Genomic DNA, 24101 nt, shown 5'->3' with positions numbered 1-24101 from the left:
ACTTGCCTACACATACTAGGAAACGCCCTTCAATTTGAAGGACGCTTTCACAAGTTATTAGTTTCCTAAATGAGGAAATTACATGTATTGATTTTTATTTTGTACCAAATAGACGGTCTCCGGCATCACCTAAACCAGGTACAATATAGCCATGATCGTTTAATTTTTCATCGAGTGCAGCAATATAAATATCTACATCCGAATGTTCTTCTTGAATAGCTTTTACACCCTCTGGTGCAGCGATTAAGCACATGAATTTAATGTTTTTAGCTCCACGTTTTTTCAGTGAGTGGATGGCTTCCACTGCTGAACCACCAGTTGCAAGCATTGGATCTACAATGATGAAATCACGCTCTTCCACATCTGCTGGAAGTTTTGCATAATATTCAACTGGTTTTAACGTTTCAGGATCACGATAAAGACCAATATGACCAACTTTAGCTGCTGGGATAAGCTTTAATACGCCATCTACCATACCGATACCTGCACGTAGAATTGGTACAATCGCAAGCTTTTTACCAGAAAGTACTTTTGTTTTGGCAATTGTTACAGGTGTTTCAATTTCAATTTCTTCTACTGGCATATCACGTGTGATTTCAAACGCCATAAGTGTTGCTACTTCGTCTACTAGCTCACGAAATTCTTTTGTTCCTGTGTTCTTGTCGCGAATATAAGTTAATTTGTGTTGGATTAGTGGATGATCAAATACATAGACTTTGCTCAAAGGGATTCTCTCCTCACCGTTCGGATTTCATTTTTATCTCAACTAGTATAACAGAAAAAAGGAGTCGCCTCAAAAATTAATTTAAGACGACTCCTTTTGTTATTTTATATTTGTCAAAAATAAGCTATTGATCAAGAATTTTATCTACTTGTTCAATGGGCATTGGCTTATAATAAAAATAGCCTTGTCCTACTGTACAGCCTAGTGCACGTAAAATTTCTACCTGCTCTTCCGTTTCAATGCCCTCTGCAACTGAAATCATCCCTAAGTTTAATGCCAACTGAATAATGGAGCGTACAATCGCAAGTGTTGCCGCATCTTCAATCGCATTAATAAAGCTACGATCAATCTTTAATTCAGTGAAGGGTAGCTGTTGTAGATAGCTTAATGATGAAAAACCTGTCCCAAAATCATCTACTGATGTTTTAAAACCATAGCTTTTTAATTCCTGAATAATTTTAAAGGCAGATTGAAAATCTACTAAACCAATATTTTCAGTCACCTCTAAAATAATATAGCTAGGGTCAATATTATATTTTTGAACAAGTTTCAGTGTATCCTGAACGAAATGCGTATAGTAAAAATGATCAGGTGAGATATTAACTGCAATTTTCACTAATTTCTTTCCTAGCCGTTGACGTTCTGAAAGCCATGAAAGCACAGTTTCTAAAACAAGAACATCTATTTCCAGAACCTTCCCTGTACTCTCAGCTACTGGAATGAAGATGGCTGGTGACACAAAGCCTAGTTTTGGAGAAATCCACCGTGCCAGTGCCTCAATACTGTGTATTTCACCATTACGTAAGTCTACCTTAGGCTGTAGATGGACTGTAATTTCTTTATTTTTGATTGCTTGTGATAAATGATTTAAAACCGTCATTTTCTGTATAAGCACATCATTTTTTTCTGTTGTAAAAATTTCAGTATGTGTACCTGGTCTATCAATTGCAAAGGAAAGAGCATTATCAGCAAAGCGAATCGCATCAATGATTTTTGTGTCATTATTATAGGAAGCGATTCCTGTTTTTAGCGTGATATAGATTTGCTTTCCCCCTATAATAAAGGGCTGACGAATTGTTTCCTTTATCCGCTTATCATACTCCTGTAAATTTTCATTGTGTGCCAACGTAGACATAATAAGACTAGAGCTTGTAAATCTAGCAACATATTCATTATCTTCTGGCTTGTCTTGCTCCAATCTTTTAGCGAGTTGCCTTAAAAGCTCATCTCCAACCTCACGCCCGTAAAGTTCCACCACTTGATGAAATTCACTTGGTTTTAATATTTTGATAAAACCACTTAAACCATGTTCCACTTCTTTTTCAATCGAATTAACAAAGCTATGACGATTAGGTAGACCCGTTGTAATATCCGTGTAGGCTAAATCCCAAATTTTTTTTTGAGTTCGAGCATAGGTAACAGCCAACGCAACAAGTGACCCCATTTTTTGAAGCATATTTTTAAAAGACATTTGGTCGCTTCGTGTTTTTTGAAAATAGATCGAAAATAACCCTATCACTTGCCGTTGTTGATTGCGTATAGGTACAAACCATCCATACGGCTTTTCAGATAATGTAGCATATTGTTTATGTTCCTCAGGGATATTTACTTCATCTAAATTTTCCACGAGCCTAGCATTTCCTGATTGCATTACTTCAATAAAAAATGCATTGTTTTCACAGCACCTTGGCACACTTTCCTCCGGATCATTACCTGTGAAAACTTGTAATTGATTGGACTCTGTTTTTACCAGAACCATACTTGCAATATTCGGCGTAAAAAAATCATCCAGTCCACGGCAAATAATTTTCATCTTTTGTTCAAGAGTGCTATCTCGCTCGATGGCCTTGTACATATCATTTTCTAATCTCATGAGGAAGTCTTCAGTACGGTAATACGTTACATCCTTCACAAGCACTAAAACATATTTCGTACGATTAGCCTCATTGCAAAATGGTAATGCTTGTATCTCTGCCCAAAAGGGCGATTTATTAATGCCATTATGATAGAGCTTTGCCTGGACCATTATGCCGTTATGTATTTTTTCTTTTATCATTTTTATGGTTGTCTTTTTTTCATCTATAGAGAGCCATGAAAAATAATCAGTATTTAGGATTTGTGAACGCGAAGCATTTGTAAGCATACAAAATGAATCATTACACGCTAGTATGCCATGATGATTTGTCGCATCAAAAATAACGTAGCTTTCTTTCGAATTATCCCCTAATTTACGAATGCTACTTAATAAAACATCATTTTCTATGTCTAATGATTTAGTGACCATCCAATCCCTCCATCTCTATCACTTCATCCCATTTCCATTGTACATAAAATTCAAATAAATTTTCACCTTTATGAAAAAAAACTTCTTTTCTAGGACATTATCTGTCCTTAAACTATTATAATAAAACCCTACTTATTTATTTTATGTAAATTTATTCAAAAACAAGATGATTATTCTATTTTTTCAGAAAAAATATGTTTTTTATAGTTTAGTCCTAAATTCACAAAATAAAAGGCTGTATTTAAAGTAACAAATGTACTTTAAACACAGCCCTCTCATTTCTATTATGCGTATAATGGGTGTCTATCTGTTAATGCTTTTACACGATCTTTTGCTTCTGCTTTAACTGCTTCATCTTCAGGATTTTTAAGAACCGCAGCAATAATTGCTCCAACTTCTTTCATATCCTCTTCTTTAAAGCCGCGAGAAGTAACAGCTGGCGTACCGATACGAATACCAGAAGTAACAAATGGCGATTCTGTATCGTAAGGAATTGTGTTTTTATTCGTTGTAATACCTACTTCATCTAGTGCATGCTCTGCTACTTTACCTGTTAAACCAAGTGATTTTACATTTAACAGTAATAAGTGGTTATCTGTACCACCAGAAACGATTTCAACACCTTCAGCAATTAGTACTTCTGCTAAAGCTTTGGCATTCGCTTTAATTTGCTTTGCATAGTCTTTAAATTCTGGTTGTAATACTTCGCCAAATGCTACAGCTTTTGCAGCAATGACATGCATTAATGGACCACCTTGAATTCCTGGAAATACAGATTTATTTAATTTTTGCTCCCACTCTTTTGAAGCAAGAATTAAACCACCACGTGGTCCACGTAATGTTTTATGCGTTGTTGATGTAACAAAATCAGCATACGGCACTGGTGATTGATGTTCACCGGCAGCTACAAGACCAGCAATGTGTGCCATATCCACCATGAAGTATGCACCCACTTCGTCTGCGATTTCACGGAATTTAGAGAAGTCAATTTCACGTGGGTAGGCAGAAGCACCAGCAACGATAAGTTTTGGTTTATGTTCTAATGCTTTTTGACGTACATCTTCATAATCGATTACTTGATTTTCTTTCGTTACACCATATTCCACAAAGTTATATAGGATACCAGAGAAGTTTACTGGAGATCCATGTGTTAAGTGACCACCATGAGAAAGGTTCATACCAAGAACTGTGTCACCTGGTTCTAAAATTGTATGGTAAACAGCCATGTTTGCTTGTGCACCAGAGTGTGGTTGTACATTAGCATATTCTGCTCCAAAAATTTCTTTCACGCGATCACGTGCAATATTTTCTACTACGTCTACATGTTCACAACCACCGTAGTAGCGTTTACCTGGATAGCCTTCAGCGTATTTATTTGTCAGTACTGATCCTTGTGCTTCCATAACCGCTTCGGAAACAAAGTTTTCAGATGCAATCAATTCAATATTTGCTTGTTGACGTTTTTTTTCTGCAAGAATTCCGTCTAATACTGCTTTGTCTTGTACTGCTAATTTTTCATATGCCATGTTTGAAAAAGCCTCCTAAAGTATCGTTAATTATCTATACCACTTATAATAATAAGGGTACTTATTTATATATTGCACGTTCTCCGCCAATTAGCTTTGGACGTGTTGTTGCAACCGTAACAATCGCTTCTCCCACCATTTTCACTGATGTTCGAACGGGAACAGCTACTGCTTTCAAATGCATACCAATTAATGTTTGTCCAATATCAATACCTGCATGTGCCTGTATTGTTTCAACAACCACTGGATTAGCAAATTGTGTATAGGCATAAGCAGACATCGATCCACCTGCTGTACGTACTGGAACTACTGCTACTTCATCATAGCCAAATCGTTCAGCCGTTGATGCCTCCATAGTAATAGCGCGGTTAATATGCTCACAGCCTTGGAATGCTAAATGTAATTGATGTTTCGATGCAAATTCTTGTAACGGCTCATAAATGGCTTCAGCTATTTCCAATGCCCCTGCTGTGCCAATTTTCTGACCAATCACTTCAGATGTAGAGCACCCTACAACAAAAATTGTATGAGGTCGTAACGTTACCTGCTCTTCAAACTCACTGAGTAACTGAGTCAAATGCGTTCGTATTTGTTTTACTACCATTAAGCTCAGCTCCTTCATCTATATCCAATAAAATCATGCCATATAGGACATCCTTGACGAATGCCATATATGGAATCATGAAACAATTATTGCTCTAGCTCGGCAATTTTTTCTATGCGGCGTGTATGACGACCACCTTCAAACTCTGTTTCTAGCCAAGTTTGGACGATTTCACGTGCAAGGCCTGGACCAATGACACGTTCACCCATGGCTATAATATTTGAGTCATTATGGCAACGTGTTGCCTTGGCACTGAATACATCATGCACTAATGCACAACGAATGCCCTTCACCTTATTAGCAGCAATGGACATACCAATTCCTGTGCCACAAATTAAAATCCCTTTATCAAATTCTCCATTAGCAACACCTTCAGAAACAGGTTTTGCATAATCAGGATAGTCTACTGAATCCGCAGATTGTGGACCAAAATCTTCGTAGCTAATATGAAGTTCATCTAATAGCTGCATAATCTCACGACGTAAGTTGTTGCCTCCGTGATCAGAAGAAATTGCTATTCTCACTGGGTTCCCTCTTTTCGAATTATAGTCACCCTTAGTGTACCACTTCTTTCTGAAGAATAACATGATTTTTCTTGTTTTTTTATGCTGATTTCTCCCGAAAGACGAACATTTATTGTACACCAATACAAAAACATTCACTTTTAAACTCGTTTTCCTGTGGATAATGTGAATATCATGTTAATAAGTTCGGATAAAGGTCCTTTGTTGTAATATTCCATCTTCTGAAGTTTTTTTAGCTTTTCACTTACGATGGACATAAATGCTTTGACAGAGTGTGATCTTAAGATGGACGCTCTCTAATAAAAAAGGCTATACATAAATCCGATTTTACGTCGCATTTATGTATAGCCTTTAGAACTATGCTTGTCTATCAAATTGTTGAATCATCTTATGCAATGCTTCCGATTGCTTTTTCAAACTTTGAGCCAAATGCTCTACCTGCTCGATAGCATAAGCTTGCTCCTCAGCGGCACTACGAACTTCCTGTGCACCTGCTGACGTTTCTTCAGCAATAGCTGCAACTTCTTGTGATTGGCGAGCTGTTGTTTCAATATTATGCATTTGCTGTTCAATTAACGAGGAAATTTCAACAATTGCTGTTGCCATTTCATGTACGTTGGAAGCCATACCTTCAACGGCTGTCGTTGTTTCAGAAACGCGATCAGCTTCCTTCGTCGCAAATGCTACTTGTTCATTCATTTGTTTAACAACTACCTCTACATTTTGCTGCATGGACTGAATTAAAGCTGTAATACCTTGGACAGCTTTCGCACTTTCATCAGCCAAACCGCGAACTTCCTCAGCTACCACTGCGAAGCCCTTTCCATGCTCTCCTGCTCGTGCTGCTTCAATCGAGGCATTTAATGCCAGTAAATTTGTTTGTGCCGCAATGTCACCAACTAAACTAATAATCCGTTCTACTTGGCCAGCATTTTCTTCAAGTGCATGAATACTTTTTAGTGCCTCATTATTACCTGTAGCAATTTGCTGAATACTATTCACTAATATTTCGATGGCCTTTGTTGTTGTCGATAAATTATGTAGAATCTCTTTTGATTGTGATGCTGATGCTTCTGCTCTACTATTTACTTCTGTTGCAAGAGCTCGCACATCTTCAATAGCTTCGGCAGTGTCTTGTACAGCTGTTGCAGATGCTTCTGCTCCTGCAGATATATGCTTCACAGTAGAGGCAATTCCTTCTGCCTTTCTAGTTGCCACTCCCGCCTCATCAGATAGCTGAATAATTGATTGATTTGTTTGCTGAAAGTTTTGATCGATACTTTCCACCATTTGACGCAGATTTAACACCATTTGTTGGAACGCCTCAGCAACGGATCGAATTTCATCATTTGTTTTAGGCATTTGTACATCCTGTCCAATTTTCCCCTCAGCTACAAGGATTGCTGAATGTTCGAGCTGCTGTAAAGGTTTGATTAAGATCACGCTTAACAACGCCGCTAATATACCTGACCATATAATACCTAATGCGTAGGTAATTACCTCAAAAACCATTCGATTCGTGTCTGGGAAGAAAGTAGGTTGTAAAAACTCAATGAATATAAAACTGACACTGTAGGTGATAAGCGCAAGTACACTAACAAATAATACCAATTTAAGCCGTAAACCAAATTGTTTTTTCATAGGGCCCCTCAATTCTTTTCAAGTTTTTGTATTAATTGATCAACTAATTCCTTTAATTCTGCAAATGTTGCTTCATATATTGCTTTATTGCCACCATAAGGATCTACTACATTTTCCAGACTGCCCTCATTTGTATATTCTTTCAAGGTAAATACTTTATGTTCAGCTTCTGGATAATTTGAAATCACGGCGTCTTTGTGAGCAGTCGTCATCGTTAAAATTAAGTCTGCCCATGCCATTTCTGTCATTGATAATTGCGTTGCAAAATGCTGATGTGACATTTGCGCTTCATTTAACACTTGTTGTGCATGTGCTGACATTTGTGCATTTGGCATGGCATAAATACCTGCTGAGCGCACCTCTACATTGTTGATTTGTTTATGTTTTAAAATAACTTCTGCCATCGGACTGCGACAAGTATTGCCTGTACAAACAAATAATATTTTCACACTTATCACTCTCCAATTTCATTTATTGTTGAATAGCTAGAATGCTCATGATAATAAATATAACGCCAGCAGCTATTTGAATTTTATTGCCAAAAAATACTTGGCTTCTACGGGCAATGACTAATGAACCATAAGCGCAAATTAGAGCGCTCAAGCCTGCACTCATGATAAAAATAGTTTTTTCTAAGTTAAGCATACCAAAAGAAACACTAACTGAAAAGGTATCTAGGCTTGCAGTCACAGCCAAAATTACAGGTGATATTGTTACTTTTTCATCTCGATGAGAGAATAATAGTAAATGCATACCAATACAAAATAATAAAATACTTGAAATCCATTGTCCCCATTCTAATAGAAATCGAACTAAATAGCTTCCTAGCTCAAAGCCTAATAACGGGAAAAGCATATGCAATGCTGCTGTCCATAATGACAAAAATAAGCGATATCTAACATTTGGCAGTAAGACATATAGACCAATCACATCAACAGACGTTAGTATACCTGCAAGAATTCCCTGCAAGAACGCACTCCTTCTCTCCCTAATATTTTATCATTTTATGCTCGAAAATACATTATTATCATAATTGTCCACAATAGTTTTTCTTTTATATTTTGTAATGATAAACAAAAAGGACAAAAGACATGTTTTATATCAATGTCTTTTGTCGCTAATGTACCTGAACTATATTCATTTATAATGAATACCATTTGCCTCCAGAGGCCTTTTCAAGTCTATTCATGATAGCTGCTCCTACACCTTCTGTTGAGGTTGTTGTTGCTAATATAATGGTAGCGGCGGTTTTATCACATGCTCTAAGTGCATTGTATAAGTTCGCACCCATTTCTTGTTTACTTCCAACTTCACCAATTGAGAAGTAAAAATCAGCTTTGATATCTTCAAAATTCACTGGTGCAAGCAATGCTACTACATGTCCTTCTCGCTGCATTCGCTGAACAGCCTCGCTGACTTTCTCATAATGACAATCTATTAAATACACAGGAGCATTTGGAGCATAATGTGTATATTTCATGCCTGGTGCTTTAGGCGTTGTTTCTAGCTTCTGCTCTATATTGGTTGGTTGAATAACGGGACCTATCTTCGCCTCAAGCATTTCCTTTGTAATGCCACCTGGACGTAAAATTACTGGAGGTTCATGTGTCACATCTAACACAGTAGATTCGAGCCCAATGCCTGTAGAACCTCCATCCAAAATATAAGGTATGTATCCTCCCAAATCATCTAATACATGGACTGCCTCTGTAGGGCTTGGTTTACCGCTACGATTGGCACTTGGTGCAGCAAGCGGTTTTTGAAGCTGCTGTAGCAATGCGAGTGCTACTGGATGATTCGGCATTCGAATGCCCACTGTTGATAACCCAGCTGTGACACTTTGTGCTAAAACATTTGGCTTTGCTGGCATTACAAGCGTTAAGGGGCCGGGCCAAAAGAAATCCATGCACTGTTTGGCTACTTCAGAAATTTGATCGATATAAATGGCTACTTCCTCTTTTGTCCCCACATGGACAATTAAAGGATTATCTGAAGGTCGGCCTTTTGCTTCAAATATCTTTTTCACTGCCAAATCATTTGTGGCCACTGCTCCTAAGCCATAAACCGTTTCTGTCGGAAATGCTACTACCTCTCCCGCATTTAAGATATCCACAGCTTGTGTATAATTAATCTGACTATTCACATTACTGTCCACAACCTTGCAAACGGTTTCCATCATTAAAACCTACCTTCAATTATTGGTTTTTACTGAATTATCCACATAATGTTTATAACTTACGAAAAAATGTGTATAAGTTGTCTGAATTTGTGCACAATTCATTCAAAAAGTCCTTTAATCCATTCCCATATAAAGAATGTTACTTGCTCTTTTTCTTCTTTTACTTCTTCTTTTACTTCTTCTTTTTCAGGCTCACAAATAGATGGGAAGATACTGCACCACCAGTTATCCCCACGTGCATCACCAATCTTCACAACAATCGAGTGATACACATTTTGTGGATAGAGTACAGCACCTTGTCTTTTTGGTGGGAATAAGTTATCCCCAATGACAATCTGTGTATCCATCTGTGGATAATTTTCGCTCAATTCTGTTTCAATTTGTTGTTTTAGCGAAAGAATTTGCTCACTCCCTACATTGCCAGCAGTGGCTACTTGCATAAAGTATGGCTTTAATTCTTGGACAAGCTGCTCTTTCTCTAGCTGATCTTGTGTCGTATTACTGTTCGCAATAACACGTATACGAAAATCGTTTTCTTGCTCATCATTGGTAGCTTCCTTGGCAAAGCCTACTAATGATGGAATATATAAAATACATAATTGTAAAGCAATCGCGATTAATACTAGTCTAGCAAAAGCTAGAAAGATATTTTGTTTAGGTAATCTAATAATCTTGTATTCATTTAACATATAAATCCCTCCTTGCTCAACATTGTTGGCAAGATTAAGAAACTTTATACATGAATCTCACAAAAAATCATTCGAGGCTTACCGTTAATATCTTTTTCTATTGAAACTGTCGCATGTGGAAAACTATCTTGAAAGAATTTGGCTACTTGCTCACCTTGTGTATAACCGATTTCTAACCCAATCAATGCTGGTTTATTCATATAGGCTGGTAGTTGCTCAGCTAATTTTCTATACAAAATCAGACCATCTTCCTCAGCAAATAGTGCACTATGTGGCTCATGCTCTAGTACAACATTCGACATTTCCTGTGCCTCATCAAAGGCAATATACGGTGGGTTTGATAAGACAACATCCAATTTTTCTCCTGCAAGTGGCGCTGTTAAATCGCCCAACCTAAAATCAATATCAGCCTCTAATCGTTGAGCATTTTTTTGCGCCGTCGCTAGTGCATCCTGTGATAAATCAGTGGCTATAACAGTTAGCGCTGGACATTCCAGTTTCATCGAAATAGCAATAGCTCCACTGCCTGTACCGATATCAGCCAACTTCAGGGTTTGTTGTGGAAATAGTTTAGGCAGGCGATTGATTGTACCAAGTACTAGCTCCTCTGTTTCTGGCCGAGGAATTAAGACAGATTCATCGACTAGGAAGGAGCGGCCATAAAATTCTTCACTTCCAACACAATATTGTACAGGGCGGCCATTGACATGTTCTTCTATGAGCGCTTTAAATTTCACTTGCTGTGCTGCTGTTAATTCATCCTGTAAGTGCAACATAACTTCTGAATAACTTGTACCAAGTACATGTTGCATGACGATACGTGCTGCTGTTTGCTCACGACCATTATCTACTAAAAAAGAAGAAGCCCACTCTAGGGCCTCCATCACATTTTTATAAGTCATCATTTAATCGCTCTAACTTCGATGCTTGTTCTTCTAAAATAAGGGCATCGATAATCTCGCCTAGTCTTCCTTCGACGATTTGATCTAGCTTTTGAATCGTTAAACCGATACGGTGATCTGTTACACGGTTTTGTGGATAATTGTATGTGCGAATTCGCTCGGAGCGATCGCCTGAGCCTACAGCAGATTTACGTGTAGCATCAATTTCTTTTTGTGCTTCTTGCATATACATATCAGCAACACGAGCACGTAGAATTTTCATGGCTTTTTCACGATTTTTAATTTGTGAGCGTTCATCCTGCATCGAAACCACAACACCTGTTGGTAAATGGGTCATACGAACAGCAGACATCGTTGTATTTACAGATTGACCACCAGCACCTGAAGAGGCAAATGTATCTACACGAATATCCTTTTCATGGATTTCAACATCTACTTCCTCCACTTCAGGTAAACACGCAACTGTTGCCGTCGATGTATGAATACGACCTTGAGATTCGGTAGCAGGGACACGTTGTACGCGGTGTGCACCATTTTCGAATTTGAATTTTGAATAGGCTCCTTGTCCGTTAATCATAAAGATTACTTCTTTATAGCCGCCCATTGGGTTTGGTGTAGCTTCCATAATATCAATTTTCCAGCCTTGTGTTTCCGCATAGCGAGAGTACATACGGAATAAATCACCCGCAAAAATATTGGCCTCGTCACCACCAGCTGCTCCACGAATTTCCATGATAACGTTTTTATTATCATTAGGATCTTTAGGAATTAATAAAATGCGTAGACGTTCTTCTAGCTCTTCCTGCTGTGCTTTTAATAGGTTAAATTCTTCCTTTACCATCTCATGCATATCAGGATCTTTTTCACTATCTAACATTTCACGAGTATCTACTATCTGCTCTTTAACACTTTTATATTCACGATAAGTATCCACTGTTTCTTGGATATCTGATTGTTCCTTAGAATATTCACGTAATTTCTTACTATCATTCACAATATCCGGATCGCTCAAAAGCTCTGTTAGCCTTTCATAACGATCCTCCACTGCTTGTAATCGATCAAACATGGATTTCACCTCTATTTAGTTTTTTAAGGTATGCTCCTTTTTGACAAAGAAGCTTTTATTCAGTAATTACAATGTTTATTTCCACTACTTAGTATAAGAAAAATTTCGCATGTATGCTACTTTTTCTTAGCGTATCCACCTGTCTATTGGCTTTAAAGTGGTGGCTGTGCGTGACATTTTCGACAAACCGGATAATACGAGTCATTACCACCAATTTGAATTTGATCACCTGTGTAGACTGGCTTTCCACTTTCATCTACTCGTAAATTCATTGTTGCTTTTTTATGACAGAACCAGCAAATTGTTTTCATTTCCTCGATTTTATCTGCATATGTAAGCATGTATTGGCTACCTTCAAATAGCTCATTTTGAAAATCATTTTTTAAGCCAAAGCCCATCACGGGGATGTCCAATTTATCCACAATGTTAGCAAGTTGTAAAACATGTGCTTTTTTTAAAAATTGAACTTCATCCACAAGCACACAGTATGGCTTGACAGTATTGGATTCCACTAGTTCAAAAATATTTGTATCCTCATAAACAGGGATGGCTTGTTGGCGTAAACCTACTCGACTGGAAACAAAGCCAACCTCATCACGTGTATCTAAACCTGAAGTAAACATCATCACAGGCTTTTGTTGTTCTTCATAATTATGGGCAACTTTTAGAATTTCTATTGATTTTCCACTATTCATTGCACCATGTTTAAAATATAGCTGTGCCATTCTGTCTTCTCCCTTTCTTTATGTCAATGTGGATTTTGAAAGGTATTGCATCAACGTGTATTATTTACTGAAAAAAATACCTGCCAAGCGCATGCTTGGCAGGTATTAAACTAACATTAGTTTTTAAGACCGTATTTTTTGTTGAAACGATCCACGCGACCATCAGCAGACGCGAATTTTTGACGGCCAGTGTAGAATGGGTGACATTCGTTGCAGAACTCAACAACGATGTTTTCTTTTACTGAACCAGTTTTGAAAGTGTTCCCACAAGAGCAAGTTACTGTTGCTTCTTTGTAGTCTGGATGAATTCCTTGTTTCATATTCGTTTTCTCCTCTCGCCCTGAACCATCTGGAACAGAGTATTATCGAACTGTACCTTACATAGCCCGAATATGTCGACTACAAAATTTGCGTCGAAAGGGTCAGCTACATATGTACACGTTGCATACTTTTGAAGTATAGCATAGTCATTTTATTATTTTCAAGTAAAAAATATTAAAAACGAACCTTCCATCTTTCTTATCCACGAACTTCGCGATAATCATTGTCTACTAACCCAATTTGCTCGTTTCGTTCTTTGAAGCGAATATTATGTGATGACACATAGGCTACTTTCGGTGCATCTGGCTCCAAATATAGCTTGGCACTATTTAATGCTAGTATTCCATCCGCAAATGCACCTGCTATTAATCTTACTTTACTAGGATGATCAATAAAATCACCCGCTCCATAGACACCTTCAATGTTCGTTTCACGCTTCTCATTGACAATCGCTACTTCATCTTGGATGTTTAATCCCCATTCTTCAAGTGCACCATAATCACATTTCAAACCATGGTTGACAATGACAGCATCTACCTCTACTCGTTCACTTTCACCTGTCTCTTTATTGACTATGGACACATACTGAATTAAATCACCGTCACCATGCAATTGAACAACCTCATATGGCGTTTTTACACGAACTGAGGATTCTTTCATGCGCAAGACATTTTTTTCATGGCCGCCAAAATCATCTCGGCGATGAACGACTGTAACACTTGCAGCAATTGGCTCTAGCTCATTTGCCCAATCAACTGCAGAATTACCACCACCTGAAATTAACACATGCTTGTGTCGGAAAATCTCTAGTTCCTGTACTGTATAATGTAAATTTGTTACTTCAAATCGGTCTGCTCCTTCTATTTCAAGCTTTTGCATAGAAAGAACACCATACCCCACTGCTAAAATAACTGTTTTCGAAAAATGCTTCTCACCTGTAGAAGATGTCAACATAAATGTTCCATCCTGTTGCTTTTCTAATTTTTCCACCTTTTGATTTAAAACAATTGTAGGATCGAATGTTTTAGCTTGCTCAACAAGTTGTTTAATCAGCTGTCCCCCTAAAATAGGTGTTACTCCGCCGACATCCCAAATCATTTTTTCAGGATAAATTAACATACGACCGCCAAGCTGTGAGCTGTATTCAATAATTTTCGTTTTTAAATCTCGCATCCCACTATAAAAGGCAGTATAAAGCCCAGCTGGACCACCACCAACAATCGTTACATCATATAGTTCTTCTGACATTTCCGTTCTCCATCCCCTTCTGTCTCGATTCGATCATACAGTTTTGAGGTTGTGTTAAGCTACTGCCTGTCTATTCTTTCCGACGAGGATCATACTATTCACACACCATCCACAAACTATAGTTACTCTTTCAATCGCGCCAATAAATATAAGAAATAAGGTGCTCCTAAAACAGCAACCACAATCCCCGCTGGAATTTCTGAAGGCTCTAATATAGAACGACCGATTGTATCTGCCATCAACACTAAAAATCCTCCTAACAGAGCTGCAGTTGGCAGTAAAAACTGATGTTTAGCGCCAACAAGTTGTCGAGCTAAATGTGGTGCAACAAGACCCACGAAACCAATGCCTCCACTTACAGAAACACTAGCTCCAGCTAAACCAACAGCAGCAGCCAATAACCAACGGCGCTCTTTTTCAATAGAGGCACCTAGCCCTACAGCTGTTAATTCGCCTAGATTTAGTACGTTTAATACCCGTGATTTTGCATAAACAAAAGGCAATAAGATAATTAACCATGGTAACAGCGACAGCACAAATCGCCAATTCGAGCCCCAAATGCTACCTGCTAGCCATGTCGCTACAAATTGATAATTTTCTGGTGATAGGCGTAGTGTTAGCACAATCATAGCCGAGCTAATCCCTGCTGCTACAGCTACCCCTGTTAAAATTAAACGCATTGGTGTAATACCTTCATGTCGTCTATAAGAAAGTGAATAAATCAGAACAGCTGTCAAACCTGCCCCTACAAAAGCCAGTACTGGCAGTAAATAAACAGGTGCTGCTTTCGTAGTTGGGAAAAATGATACATAGAGCATGACAGCAAGTCCTGCCCCAGCATTAATCCCTAAGATTCCTGGATCCGCTAAAGCATTTTTGGAAATGCCCTGTAAAATAGCGCCTGAAACCGCTAAGCCCATACCTACTAACACAGCAATCACAATTCTAGGAAGTCTAAACTCAAATAATATAAGTTGCTGTTGTGCATCACCTTGACCAAAAAGTGTGCGCAGAACTTCCATTGGCGTCAGTTTAATAACGCCAGTATTCATACTAATAATAAAGGTAATAATGATTAACACAATGAGTGTAACAAGGATGGAGAAATTTTTTCTTTTCGCCTTAAGCTGACTCGGTGTTAAATAGCTGTTACTCATAGTTCTTTCCCTCCTTTACGTGCTAAATAAAGGAAGAATGGTACACCGATAAAGGCAATTAGTGCGCCAATCGGTGTTTCATAAGGTGGATTGATAATACGTGCCACTAAATCAGCTAACACAACAAGCAATGCCCCATATACTATAGAACAAGAGATAATCCAGCGATAATCATGTCCAACTATGTATCTCGTTAAATGAGGGATAATTAACCCTACAAAACCAACCGCACCGACAACAGACACGGCTGCACCTGCTAAAACTAAAACAATGATCATTCCCCATACTTTTACAACTGCTGTCCGTTGCCCAAGTCCAACTGCAATTTCCTCACCTAAGCTCAGTACAGTGATTGAACGTGATAGGATAAGCGCTCCTATCATCGCAATAAAGATCCATGGGGATAATATTTGTAGATGACTCCATTTTGTACCTGAAACACCGCCAGCATACCAAAATGCTAGGTCTTGTCCAATACGATAATAAAGTGCAATCCCTTCTCCTAACGCTCCAAGCAATGCACTAACAGCTGCACCTGCTAGAACTAGCCGCATCGGTGTTAAGCCACCTTTTGACAGTGAGCCAATACCATAAACAATGGCTACGCCAAGACCTGCGCCTACAAAGGACCATAAAATTAAATACATGTAAGGCAGACCAGGGAAGAAGGCAAAGCACAATGCTAACATAAAGGCCGCTCCAGAGTTCAGACCAAGTAGCCCCGAGTCTGCTAATGGGTTACGTGTCATCCCCTGCATAATAGCACCCGCTACTGCAAAGCTTGCACCTACTAATGCTGCTCCAAGTACTCGAGGTAAGCGAATATCATGGATAATTTGATGTGTTGTTAATTCCGGTGAAAAATGGGTAACTGCTGTCCAAACAGTACCCAATGAAATATCTGCTGCTCCAAAAGAAATCGATAAGCCAATGGCAAATATTAATCCAATTACTCCTACGATTAAAGCCACTACTCCACGGATCGGATGAGATCGTTTCTGTAGCTCCTCTAAATCGTTGAGCTCTCCTACTCCTGTCGACGTAGTCATTTTACTTCCTCCTCATAACTTTCAATTAAACTTTTATTCCTTCATGTCGTACAACTGATAAGATAGGCAGATTGGATTTTTACTATATGGACAAACAGCCATTTCTGCATCGATATTAAATACTTTTTGTAGATTTTCCTTTGTCATCACTTCTTTTGGACTACCGTTCACCATTAAATCGCCGTCTCTCATAGCCATTATGAAGTGGGAGAATCGTGACGCATGATTTAAATCATGCAAGACCATGATAATTGTTCGTCCTTCTTCCTTATTTAGTTTTTGCAGTAGCAATAATATATCTAGCTGGTGCGCTAAATCTAAATAAGTTGTTGGTTCATCCAGTACTAAAATATCCGTGCCTTGCGCCAATGCCATAGCAATCCATACTCTCTGACGCTGGCCACCTGATAATGCTTCAATTGGTCGATCACTAAATTCTCTTAGCCCCGTTACATCAATCGCCCAGTGGATATATTCGTAGTCTTCCTTTTGCAAGGAACCAAACCCAACTTGGTGAGGAAAGCGACCATATGATACCAATTCAAAAACCGTTAATCCTCCGGGTGCTGTTGCTGTTTGAGGTAAAATAGCCATTCTTTTGGCCACATCTTTCGTTTTTAATTGATGTATCGCCTTGCCATCTAAATAGACAGCTCCATTTTGTGTTCGTAATACACGGGCAACAGCCTTTAATAAAGTAGACTTGCCACAACCATTTGGGCCGATGATTGTGGAGATTTGCCCTTTAGGAATCTCCACACTTAAATCGTTGACGATGAGCGCTGAAGAATAACCAATCGCAACATGATCTATTTCGAGTACTGACATCTTTAACTTCCTTTCATTTTTGAGAATGCGTTCCACTCTTACATTTGTAAACCAAATTGAGCTGTATACAAGCCATAGTAAGCATTTTGGCGTTCCATTAATTGCTCGTGTGTACCTTCTTCAATGATGCCCTTTTTCGACACAACGACAATTCTGTCTGCATCCTTAATTGTTGCTAATCGGTGAGCAATCACTAATGTAGTACGTCCAATGGAAAGTTCATTTAATGCCTGTTGGATAGCTTGTTCAGTTTCTGTATCCAATGCAGATGTTGCTTCATCTAGTATTAAGATTTTTGGGTTTTTCAAGAAAATACGGGCAATGGATAATCTTTGCTTTTGACCACCTGATAATTTCACACCACGCTCACCAATTAATGTATCCATACCTTCAGGTAGAGCATTGATGACATCCGTCAGTTGCGCTCGTTGTGCTGCATACCAAATATCTTCTTCACTGGCATTTAAATCACCATAGGCAATATTTTCACGAATGGTACCATCGAATAAAAAGACATCCTGCTGGACAATCCCAATATGCGAACGTAAGGAATGCAGTTTAAAATCGCGTATATCCATACCATCAATACTAATGGATCCTTCATTGACTTCATAAAAACGTGGCAATAAACTACAGATTGTTGATTTCCCTGCACCAGATGGACCTACCAAGGCAACGGTTTCGCCAGGATTTACTTTTAAATTAATATGATGTAGGGCACGGTTATTGGCAGCATAGCCAAACGATACATCGGAGAAAGTAATTTCGCCATTAATTTCATCAACCATTTTTGCCTCTGGACGATCCGCAATTTCAGGTTCCGTTTCTAAAAATTCGATATAGCGTCTAAATCCTGCCATACCTTTCGGATAGCTTTCTATAAACATATTAATTTTGTTAATTGGGCCTAAAAGAATACCTGATAGTAAAATAAATGCGATAAAATCTCCATTTGTTATATGTCCATTTAAAACAAAATACGCTCCTACAAATAAAGTAAAGAGTGATAATACTTTAGTGAGTATGCCTGAAATAGCCTCATTCCAAGCCATTACTTTATAGGAGAACAGCTTTGTCATACGGAATCGTTCATTATTTACTTTAAAGCGTTTAATCTCATGATCTTCATTTGTGAAAGCCTGTACCACACGAATACCACTTACATTATTTTCAACTCGCGCATTGAAATCTGCGATATCTCCGAACATTTGACGAAATGCTTTGGACATTAACTTCCCAAAAATAATCGTTAAAATTAAAATGATCGGTACAAGTAAGAAAATAAGAATTGTAAAGGTTGGATCAATATAGTACATAACCCCAAACGTCCCAATAATCGTCATTGCCGCAATAAAAATATCCTCTGGACCATGGTGAGCAAGTTCACCAATATCCATTAAATCGTTCGTTAATCGAGAAACAAGATGCCCTGTTTTATTGTTATCAAAATATCGGAAAGATAGTTTTTGCACATGGCTAAAAGATTCCTTCCTCATATCTGTTTCAATATTAATCCCTAGCATATGCCCCCAGTACGATACGATAAAGTGAAGAATAGAATTGAAAATATATAGACCAAACAGCAATAAACTTGCCATAAGAATCCATTTTAATTCCCCATCTGGCAGAATATCATCAATTACTTTATTTAAAACAAGTGGAAATGCCAGCTCGATTAGTGCCACTAATATCGCACAGCTAAAATCTAAAATGAATAAACCTTTATAGGGTTTATAATATGAAAAAAAGCGCCTTAATAACATGTTGCAACCTCCTATGGTAATGTCATTTTCGTATCTAATAAATGAGCTATCTGATTCTACATACAGATAGCTCACATGTTTTCACAGTTATTGTTGCTGAGCCTTCGTAAAATCAACTATTTTGTCAGCTAGTTCTTCAGCTTGATGTAAGCCAGAGAGCGGATCAGAAGCAAAATAATATTCAGATGGAAGCTCTAATACTTGATTATTTTTAACGACATCTAAATTTGTCCACGTTGCTGGCAACTGGCCATCTTTGTTAAAGAAATTAATCATGAAGTTATAGTCACCTACATAATCACCTACTACTTCATAGGAAATCTCATAACGTCCATTACTTGCTTCCTTTGTATCAAAAATCTCCTGCACCTTTTCTTGAGGTTTCATGCCCAAAATTTGATAGAGTGCTCTACCGCCTGATACACTTGATTGCCCCACAATTGTTGCATTTTTTTCAAACATTTCATAAATAGTAAATGTGGATCCTTCTGGAGTCACATCCATGATTTTTTCCTTAGCTTTTGCTATACGGTCTTCAAATTCTTTTGTAAAGTTTTCAGCCTCTGCTTGTCTTCCTAAGTAATTTCCCATTGCCTTAATTTCCTCAATCGCTGATTGATGAGCATCTTCAGCGAAGACAATTGTCGGGGCAATTTTTTCATATTTTGCTACATCTTCCACATTCCAAGTAATAATCAAGTCTGGCTTTAACTCTAAAACTTTTTCTAATGATACCTTACCATCTGTACCAATATTCGTAATTTCCCCATCCTTATAGTGTTGCTTTAAGAAAGCTGCATAATCAAGGTTAGCCGTTACGCCTCCAACTGGTACAACATCTAACGCTAAAATTTGCCCAAGATACCAATCGGTTACGATTCTCTCTGCCTTCACTGGAATTTCAACTTCGCGTCCACTATCATCTGTTACGGTTCTAGTCTCTGCCGTATCAGACGAAGTTTGTTCGTCAACCTTAGATTGGCTCGTATCTTCATTACATGCTGCCAGTAAAACAATCAGGCTTAGTAAAAAAGGTAGCTTTATATGCTGAATCATCTTTCTCATCATGATTTCATTTTCTCCATTCTCAAATCGTTTTGCTTGCGCGAGCTGATTATTATTGTATTGAAAATGATTCTCATTTGTAATGGCAATTTCGGACATACTAGCTGTATATTTCAGCCTAAAGCTACTTGGAGCCATATTTGTTGCTTTTTTAAAAGCACGACTAAAATAATATTCATCTTCAAAACCAAGAGAAATGGCAATTTCTTTAATGCCATATTGATTGGTTAATAAATACTGCTTAGCTTGCTCTATTCTCAATTGCTGTAAATAAATTTGTGGACCTATTTCATAACGCGCTTTAAAGATGCGTAATAAATGCCGTGTACTAATCTGAAGCATATCTGCTAATGTCTGTATAGATAGTGGTTGATGAATGTGTTGCTTAATAAACAATCGTGCAGCTTCTGCCTTATCCATCTCATGTGGTTTACCTTGCCCTTCCGCTAATTCTCGAAAGACATGATAGACAAGCTCATAGAAGGAGGCCCTTACAGATAAATGTTCCTGAATGGAACCAGATTGCCATTTACTGTACATATCTTGAAGGATACTGTGAATGACGATCGGATTAGCGGGTACACATGAAAAATGTGTTTGAAATGGTTGATAATGCATGTGCAAATGTTGCATAAAAGCATCTTTGTACATGACATCCCCCTTATAGCTAATGAGAAAGTAGCTAACACTCTGTTGTGCTGTAATCTGAAGGCATTGAGATTTTCCTATATGAAAAATACTGAAGCGCTGCACGTGATAGGGTTGATCATCAATGACAACCTGTGCACCACCTCCTGTGACAATAAGAAACGAGCTATATGTTAAAACCTTTGACACATGAACATCTGATTTATTTATGTAATCGATTTGCTTCAACTGGATAAATGCATTTTGCCAAAGAAGCATATAAGCGTCATAATTCATCTTCGTCTCCTTCAATAAACATACTTTATAGCCTCATTATATTGATAATGATTATCAATTTCAATATACATTTATAAAATAAAACATATACAAAAATACCTGCCAAGCGCGAACTTGGCAGGTATTAAACAAACAATTGTTTTTAAAGCCTCTTTTTATTCAAAGGATCATCCAGACGCCAAATTTTAACGTCTAATATGAATGAGGGTCCTTCGTTGCAGAACAAGACAACAATACTAGAAGGTTGCTTCTTTTTGATAAAATAACTTGTCCATGTGTTAGTGCCATATGGATACGTATTTGTGAACTGTCTTCTCTTCAATAATTTTCTTTGAAGCTATTAATTTCTTATATTAAAAAACTTAAATAGTCCCCTATTGTTGAGTCAATAATAAAAGAGAAGATAATTGAAGTTAAGATAGCTGTTACAACTAGATAAAAAATAAAACTATAGAAATTATCAATAATTTTAGATGTATTACTTAATAATTTAACCATAACAAAAATAGGTATGATCCCGATAGCTAACACAAATCCAATATATAACATAATCATGGAATATGTATAAGATTTCAACAAGCTAAATAAAATACTTAAAATCGTAACTGCAATAGGAAGAGCGTAGTAACTTCCTATTTTACTAATCACATTTGTAAAACTGAGGTTTTCAGAAAATAATTTTGAAGTTAAGAATATGGCTAATACGTTTATCGCCATTAGTAAAATTAGAAATAATGACACATATAGAATCACTTGAATTATAGAAGGTCCATAACTTTCGAAAAGCCCAAACGTTCGTGAAGTGAAACTTTTTATTAATAAAAATACAGATAAAGCCGTAATTAAAACATAGATAATCATACTAGTAAGATTATTTTTCCAAGCTATTTCTACATTAAAACCTGCCGATGGTTTTTTTAATTGTTCTAGAAAATGATTAAAGTATAATTTAGATTGTTTTTTTAATAATTCAATTTGATCACTACTGTGCGAAGTTTCCTGAACAGCCTGTCCGGCTTGTGGCTGCGGCTGATTTTGATAATCCGTCATATTATTTATTGTTGCTGCTTGTTCAAGAGCAGCGCTTTCTAGTGGAGTCCCGCATTTCCCACAGAATTTTCCATCCTCCTGCGAATGTCCACATGTTAAACAATTTTTCATCTACACATACCTCACTATAATTTTGTCTTTTTCGTATCTAAATCCACAATTTCATCAATAAAGTATTTTCCATTTTCAAATGAGAAAATATATTTCTTTTTACGTTCATAGTTAATAGAACCTTCTTTATCTGAAGAATAATTAAAAGTTTCATATGACTGTAACTCAAATTGTTTATCTGATAATGTATTAAATGATATTATTTCATTTAACAAAAATTCATAGTTATAGCCAGGAATATTATCATGATCCGTTACAAATTTCGCATAATCTTTTTTTATTTTACTTCCTTCTCTGAAATAATCACCTATGTAATCAAAATTTGTGTATCGAATAGCAGAGGAATAGTCTGAGCGGAAATTTTTATAAATATCCCTTATGATATCTTCATGTTCTGCTAATTTTTGTTCCGTTCGAATATGTTCAAATGGTAAATAAATAGTATCACTATCTAGTGGCAATACATCTGACTTTACCGTTTTACCATCCTTATCTTGACTTTGTGCATAAACTTCTATTTTACTATTTAGTTTCGCAGGATAAAGCTCTCTTAGTTCACTTACTTTTTTTTCAGTCGATTTTCCATTTACATATAAAATCGCATCCTCTAAATCGGAGTCTACAGATACTGTTTGGAAACCCCAGTCTACATCAATTTGTGCAATATTGTCGGCTTGTGCTTCAAGCATTAGTTTTCCTTCGTCTGCTAAAGGTATATAACCACCTTCATAACTATAAGACCAAGCATACTCTCCTGGAATATAGTGACCAAATCCTACATTTTCCTCATCACTCTTACTGACAATTTCCTTATCCCCAAACTGTAAAGTCATATTTTTAAAAGGTGCATAAATAAACACTTCAGTCGGAATAATGATGAATTCAACCCTGTCATACAACCCAAATAAAATAGGTTTACTATGTACAGAAATAAATTCACCCCCATTGTATATAATATCTGGATTTTCATTATTCATAATACGTTCTACTTCATATGTAAGTTGATTTCTCAAATTTGTCCAACCGTACTCTTTAACAATCGCATAAAAATTTTGAGCATCTGCTACAGTGCCCTCTTTAACTTCAAACTCTTGAAAGAAAGCATCTTTATCTTGATTATTATACGCATCATTCATCGCACTAATCTGCTTAGTTGGCTCATAAATGCTACTTAAAACGAAATGTGTAATAGCAAGAACTAATAGTAGGACACTTGAGATAGAAAATATCCATTTCTGTTTTTTAGTCATTTTTTTACGATGCTTCTTTTGAGCACTTAGTTTTGGTTCAATTTTCATAGATGTTTTATCTTGTACATCGCTAAGACTATTACCACAATTTGTACAATACAATACTTCTTCACTATTTTTTTCACCACAACTTATGCAAAATCTCATTAAAAATCACCATTCCTTATGTATAATAACATAATTATACAATACATTTACGGTAAATTGTAGTTTTTTAATTCAAATTTCATAGTTTCTATTTTGATACATTTAGTTTCTAGCTCCCTTTATCGTAAAATAGTATTAGGAAAATGATTATACAATTTTACAATATTTTCCTTTTTATATCACAAAAAATCACCATCAACTAATTTTAGTTAATGGTGATCATAGTGTTGAAAAACAAAACCATCCATAGAATTTATGTGAAAGGTGAAAAAGGATTTCCGTTGCAGGCTACTTGCTTTCCTGTGGGCGAGCGCCGAGCCGCTT

General features: G+C 37.1%; 22 protein-coding genes. All 22 read right to left on the bottom strand.

The annotated features are described in order from the left end of the window. Window positions 1–94 precede the first annotated feature (94 nt). On the bottom strand, window positions 95–724 hold the full coding sequence (gene upp, locus AC6BKE_RS10040; protein WP_004269470.1) for a uracil phosphoribosyltransferase: 630 nt from the start codon (window positions 722–724) through the stop codon (window positions 95–97). A gap of 124 nt (window positions 725–848) precedes the next feature. After that, the gene (locus AC6BKE_RS10035) at window positions 849–3008 is read right to left on the bottom strand and encodes an EAL domain-containing protein (protein ID WP_058843802.1); all 2160 of its coding nucleotides are present in this window, start codon (window positions 3006–3008) and stop codon (window positions 849–851) included. A 284-nt stretch (window positions 3009–3292) separates the two neighbouring features. Continuing rightward, window positions 3293–4534 carry a serine hydroxymethyltransferase gene (glyA, locus tag AC6BKE_RS10030; RefSeq protein WP_036123640.1) on the bottom strand — a complete coding sequence of 414 codons (1242 nt, stop codon included), beginning with the start codon at window positions 4532–4534 and terminating at the stop codon, window positions 3293–3295. 61 nt (window positions 4535–4595) lie between these two features. Continuing rightward, entirely contained in the window at window positions 4596–5138 is a 543-nt protein-coding gene (locus tag AC6BKE_RS10025; RefSeq protein ID WP_101966466.1) for a TIGR01440 family protein, read from the bottom strand. Between the two features lie 86 nt (window positions 5139–5224). Next, entirely contained in the window at window positions 5225–5662 is a 438-nt protein-coding gene (rpiB, locus tag AC6BKE_RS10020; RefSeq protein ID WP_036123645.1) for a ribose 5-phosphate isomerase B, read from the bottom strand. A gap of 357 nt (window positions 5663–6019) precedes the next feature. Beyond that, complete coding sequence (locus tag AC6BKE_RS10015) at window positions 6020–7303, bottom strand: methyl-accepting chemotaxis protein (RefSeq protein WP_058843798.1); 1284 nt, start codon at window positions 7301–7303, stop codon at window positions 6020–6022. Between the two features lie 8 nt (window positions 7304–7311). Next, window positions 7312–7752, bottom strand: coding sequence for a low molecular weight protein arginine phosphatase (locus AC6BKE_RS10010; RefSeq protein ID WP_036123665.1), 441 nt, complete (start codon window positions 7750–7752; stop codon window positions 7312–7314). Between the two features lie 22 nt (window positions 7753–7774). Beyond that, window positions 7775–8272, bottom strand: coding sequence for a manganese efflux pump MntP (locus AC6BKE_RS10005; protein WP_036123667.1), 498 nt, complete (start codon window positions 8270–8272; stop codon window positions 7775–7777). A 172-nt stretch (window positions 8273–8444) separates the two neighbouring features. Next, on the bottom strand, window positions 8445–9479 hold the full coding sequence (locus tag AC6BKE_RS10000) for an L-threonylcarbamoyladenylate synthase (protein WP_089933130.1): 1035 nt from the start codon (window positions 9477–9479) through the stop codon (window positions 8445–8447). Window positions 9480–9580: 101 nt separating this feature from the next. Further along, window positions 9581–10171, bottom strand: a complete 591-nt coding sequence (locus AC6BKE_RS09995) for a stage II sporulation protein R (protein WP_036123670.1) — start codon at window positions 10169–10171, stop codon at window positions 9581–9583. Window positions 10172–10215: 44 nt separating this feature from the next. After that, window positions 10216–11076: a peptide chain release factor N(5)-glutamine methyltransferase gene (gene prmC / locus AC6BKE_RS09990; RefSeq protein WP_036123672.1), complete on the bottom strand. Its 861-nt coding sequence runs from the start codon at window positions 11074–11076 to the stop codon at window positions 10216–10218. After that, window positions 11063–12139: a peptide chain release factor 1 gene (gene prfA, locus AC6BKE_RS09985; RefSeq protein ID WP_036123674.1), complete on the bottom strand. Its 1077-nt coding sequence runs from the start codon at window positions 12137–12139 to the stop codon at window positions 11063–11065. Before prfA ends, prmC begins: the two co-directional genes overlap by 14 nt. 152 nt (window positions 12140–12291) lie before the next feature. Continuing rightward, window positions 12292–12864: a thymidine kinase gene (locus AC6BKE_RS09980; RefSeq protein ID WP_036123677.1), complete on the bottom strand. Its 573-nt coding sequence runs from the start codon at window positions 12862–12864 to the stop codon at window positions 12292–12294. 116 nt (window positions 12865–12980) lie between these two features. Beyond that, a complete protein-coding gene (gene rpmE, locus AC6BKE_RS09975) occupies window positions 12981–13184 on the bottom strand; it encodes a 50S ribosomal protein L31 (protein WP_004269457.1) in 204 nt (67 codons plus the stop codon). Between the two features lie 199 nt (window positions 13185–13383). After that, on the bottom strand, window positions 13384–14433 hold the full coding sequence (locus AC6BKE_RS09970; RefSeq protein ID WP_058843794.1) for an NAD(P)/FAD-dependent oxidoreductase: 1050 nt from the start codon (window positions 14431–14433) through the stop codon (window positions 13384–13386). Between the two features lie 122 nt (window positions 14434–14555). Then, window positions 14556–15590, bottom strand: a complete 1035-nt coding sequence (locus AC6BKE_RS09965) for a FecCD family ABC transporter permease (protein WP_036123683.1) — start codon at window positions 15588–15590, stop codon at window positions 14556–14558. Then, the gene (locus AC6BKE_RS09960; RefSeq protein WP_036123687.1) at window positions 15587–16639 is read right to left on the bottom strand and encodes a FecCD family ABC transporter permease; all 1053 of its coding nucleotides are present in this window, start codon (window positions 16637–16639) and stop codon (window positions 15587–15589) included. Before AC6BKE_RS09960 ends, AC6BKE_RS09965 begins: the two co-directional genes overlap by 4 nt. Before the next feature lie 33 nt (window positions 16640–16672). After that, window positions 16673–17467 (bottom strand): ABC transporter ATP-binding protein, encoded by a 795-nt coding sequence (locus AC6BKE_RS09955; protein ID WP_036123689.1) that lies wholly within the window; start codon window positions 17465–17467, stop codon window positions 16673–16675. A 38-nt stretch (window positions 17468–17505) separates the two neighbouring features. Beyond that, the gene (locus AC6BKE_RS09950) at window positions 17506–19230 is read right to left on the bottom strand and encodes an ABC transporter ATP-binding protein (RefSeq protein ID WP_036123690.1); all 1725 of its coding nucleotides are present in this window, start codon (window positions 19228–19230) and stop codon (window positions 17506–17508) included. An 87-nt stretch (window positions 19231–19317) separates the two neighbouring features. Further along, window positions 19318–21219, bottom strand: a complete 1902-nt coding sequence (locus AC6BKE_RS09945; RefSeq protein ID WP_499856720.1) for an AraC family transcriptional regulator — start codon at window positions 21217–21219, stop codon at window positions 19318–19320. A gap of 348 nt (window positions 21220–21567) precedes the next feature. After that, complete coding sequence (locus tag AC6BKE_RS09940; protein WP_499856718.1) at window positions 21568–22380, bottom strand: hypothetical protein; 813 nt, start codon at window positions 22378–22380, stop codon at window positions 21568–21570. A gap of 14 nt (window positions 22381–22394) precedes the next feature. After that, window positions 22395–23777, bottom strand: a complete 1383-nt coding sequence (locus AC6BKE_RS09935; RefSeq protein ID WP_036121417.1) for a TcaA 3rd/4th domain-containing protein — start codon at window positions 23775–23777, stop codon at window positions 22395–22397. Between the last annotated feature and the right edge of the window lie 324 nt (window positions 23778–24101).

The sequence above is a fragment of the Lysinibacillus sp. COL-1 genome (genome assembly GCF_059814265.1).
Note: the sequence above shows the minus strand (reverse complement) of the source record. Positions and strands in the feature narration are given on the sequence as shown.

Excerpts from the sequence above, each read along its gene's own strand:
- AC6BKE_RS09970 (WP_058843794.1), bottom strand. The coding sequence starts at position 14,433 with ATGTCAGAAGAACTATATGATGTAACGATTGTTGGTGGTGGTCCAGCT.
- AC6BKE_RS09935 (WP_036121417.1), bottom strand. The coding sequence starts at position 23,777 with ATGAGATTTTGCATAAGTTGTGGTGAAAAAAATAGTGAAGAAGTATTG.
- AC6BKE_RS09960 (WP_036123687.1), bottom strand. The coding sequence starts at position 16,639 with ATGACTACGTCGACAGGAGTAGGAGAGCTCAACGATTTAGAGGAGCTA.
- prmC (WP_036123672.1), bottom strand. The coding sequence starts at position 11,076 with ATGATGACTTATAAAAATGTGATGGAGGCCCTAGAGTGGGCTTCTTCT.
- rpmE (WP_004269457.1), bottom strand. The coding sequence starts at position 13,184 with ATGAAACAAGGAATTCATCCAGACTACAAAGAAGCAACAGTAACTTGC.
- AC6BKE_RS09995 (WP_036123670.1), bottom strand. The coding sequence starts at position 10,171 with ATGTTAAATGAATACAAGATTATTAGATTACCTAAACAAAATATCTTT.
- AC6BKE_RS10015 (WP_058843798.1), bottom strand. The coding sequence starts at position 7,303 with ATGAAAAAACAATTTGGTTTACGGCTTAAATTGGTATTATTTGTTAGT.
- AC6BKE_RS10000 (WP_089933130.1), bottom strand. The coding sequence starts at position 9,479 with ATGGAAACCGTTTGCAAGGTTGTGGACAGTAATGTGAATAGTCAGATT.
- AC6BKE_RS10025 (WP_101966466.1), bottom strand. The coding sequence starts at position 5,138 with ATGGTAGTAAAACAAATACGAACGCATTTGACTCAGTTACTCAGTGAG.
- AC6BKE_RS09945 (WP_499856720.1), bottom strand. The coding sequence starts at position 21,219 with ATGAATTATGACGCTTATATGCTTCTTTGGCAAAATGCATTTATCCAG.
- AC6BKE_RS09980 (WP_036123677.1), bottom strand. The coding sequence starts at position 12,864 with ATGGCACAGCTATATTTTAAACATGGTGCAATGAATAGTGGAAAATCA.
- AC6BKE_RS09950 (WP_036123690.1), bottom strand. The coding sequence starts at position 19,230 with ATGTTATTAAGGCGCTTTTTTTCATATTATAAACCCTATAAAGGTTTA.
- glyA (WP_036123640.1), bottom strand. The coding sequence starts at position 4,534 with ATGGCATATGAAAAATTAGCAGTACAAGACAAAGCAGTATTAGACGGA.
- AC6BKE_RS09955 (WP_036123689.1), bottom strand. The coding sequence starts at position 17,467 with ATGTCAGTACTCGAAATAGATCATGTTGCGATTGGTTATTCTTCAGCG.
- AC6BKE_RS09965 (WP_036123683.1), bottom strand. The coding sequence starts at position 15,590 with ATGAGTAACAGCTATTTAACACCGAGTCAGCTTAAGGCGAAAAGAAAA.
- AC6BKE_RS10035 (WP_058843802.1), bottom strand. The coding sequence starts at position 3,008 with ATGGTCACTAAATCATTAGACATAGAAAATGATGTTTTATTAAGTAGC.
- prfA (WP_036123674.1), bottom strand. The coding sequence starts at position 12,139 with ATGTTTGATCGATTACAAGCAGTGGAGGATCGTTATGAAAGGCTAACA.
- AC6BKE_RS09940 (WP_499856718.1), bottom strand. The coding sequence starts at position 22,380 with ATGAAAAATTGTTTAACATGTGGACATTCGCAGGAGGATGGAAAATTC.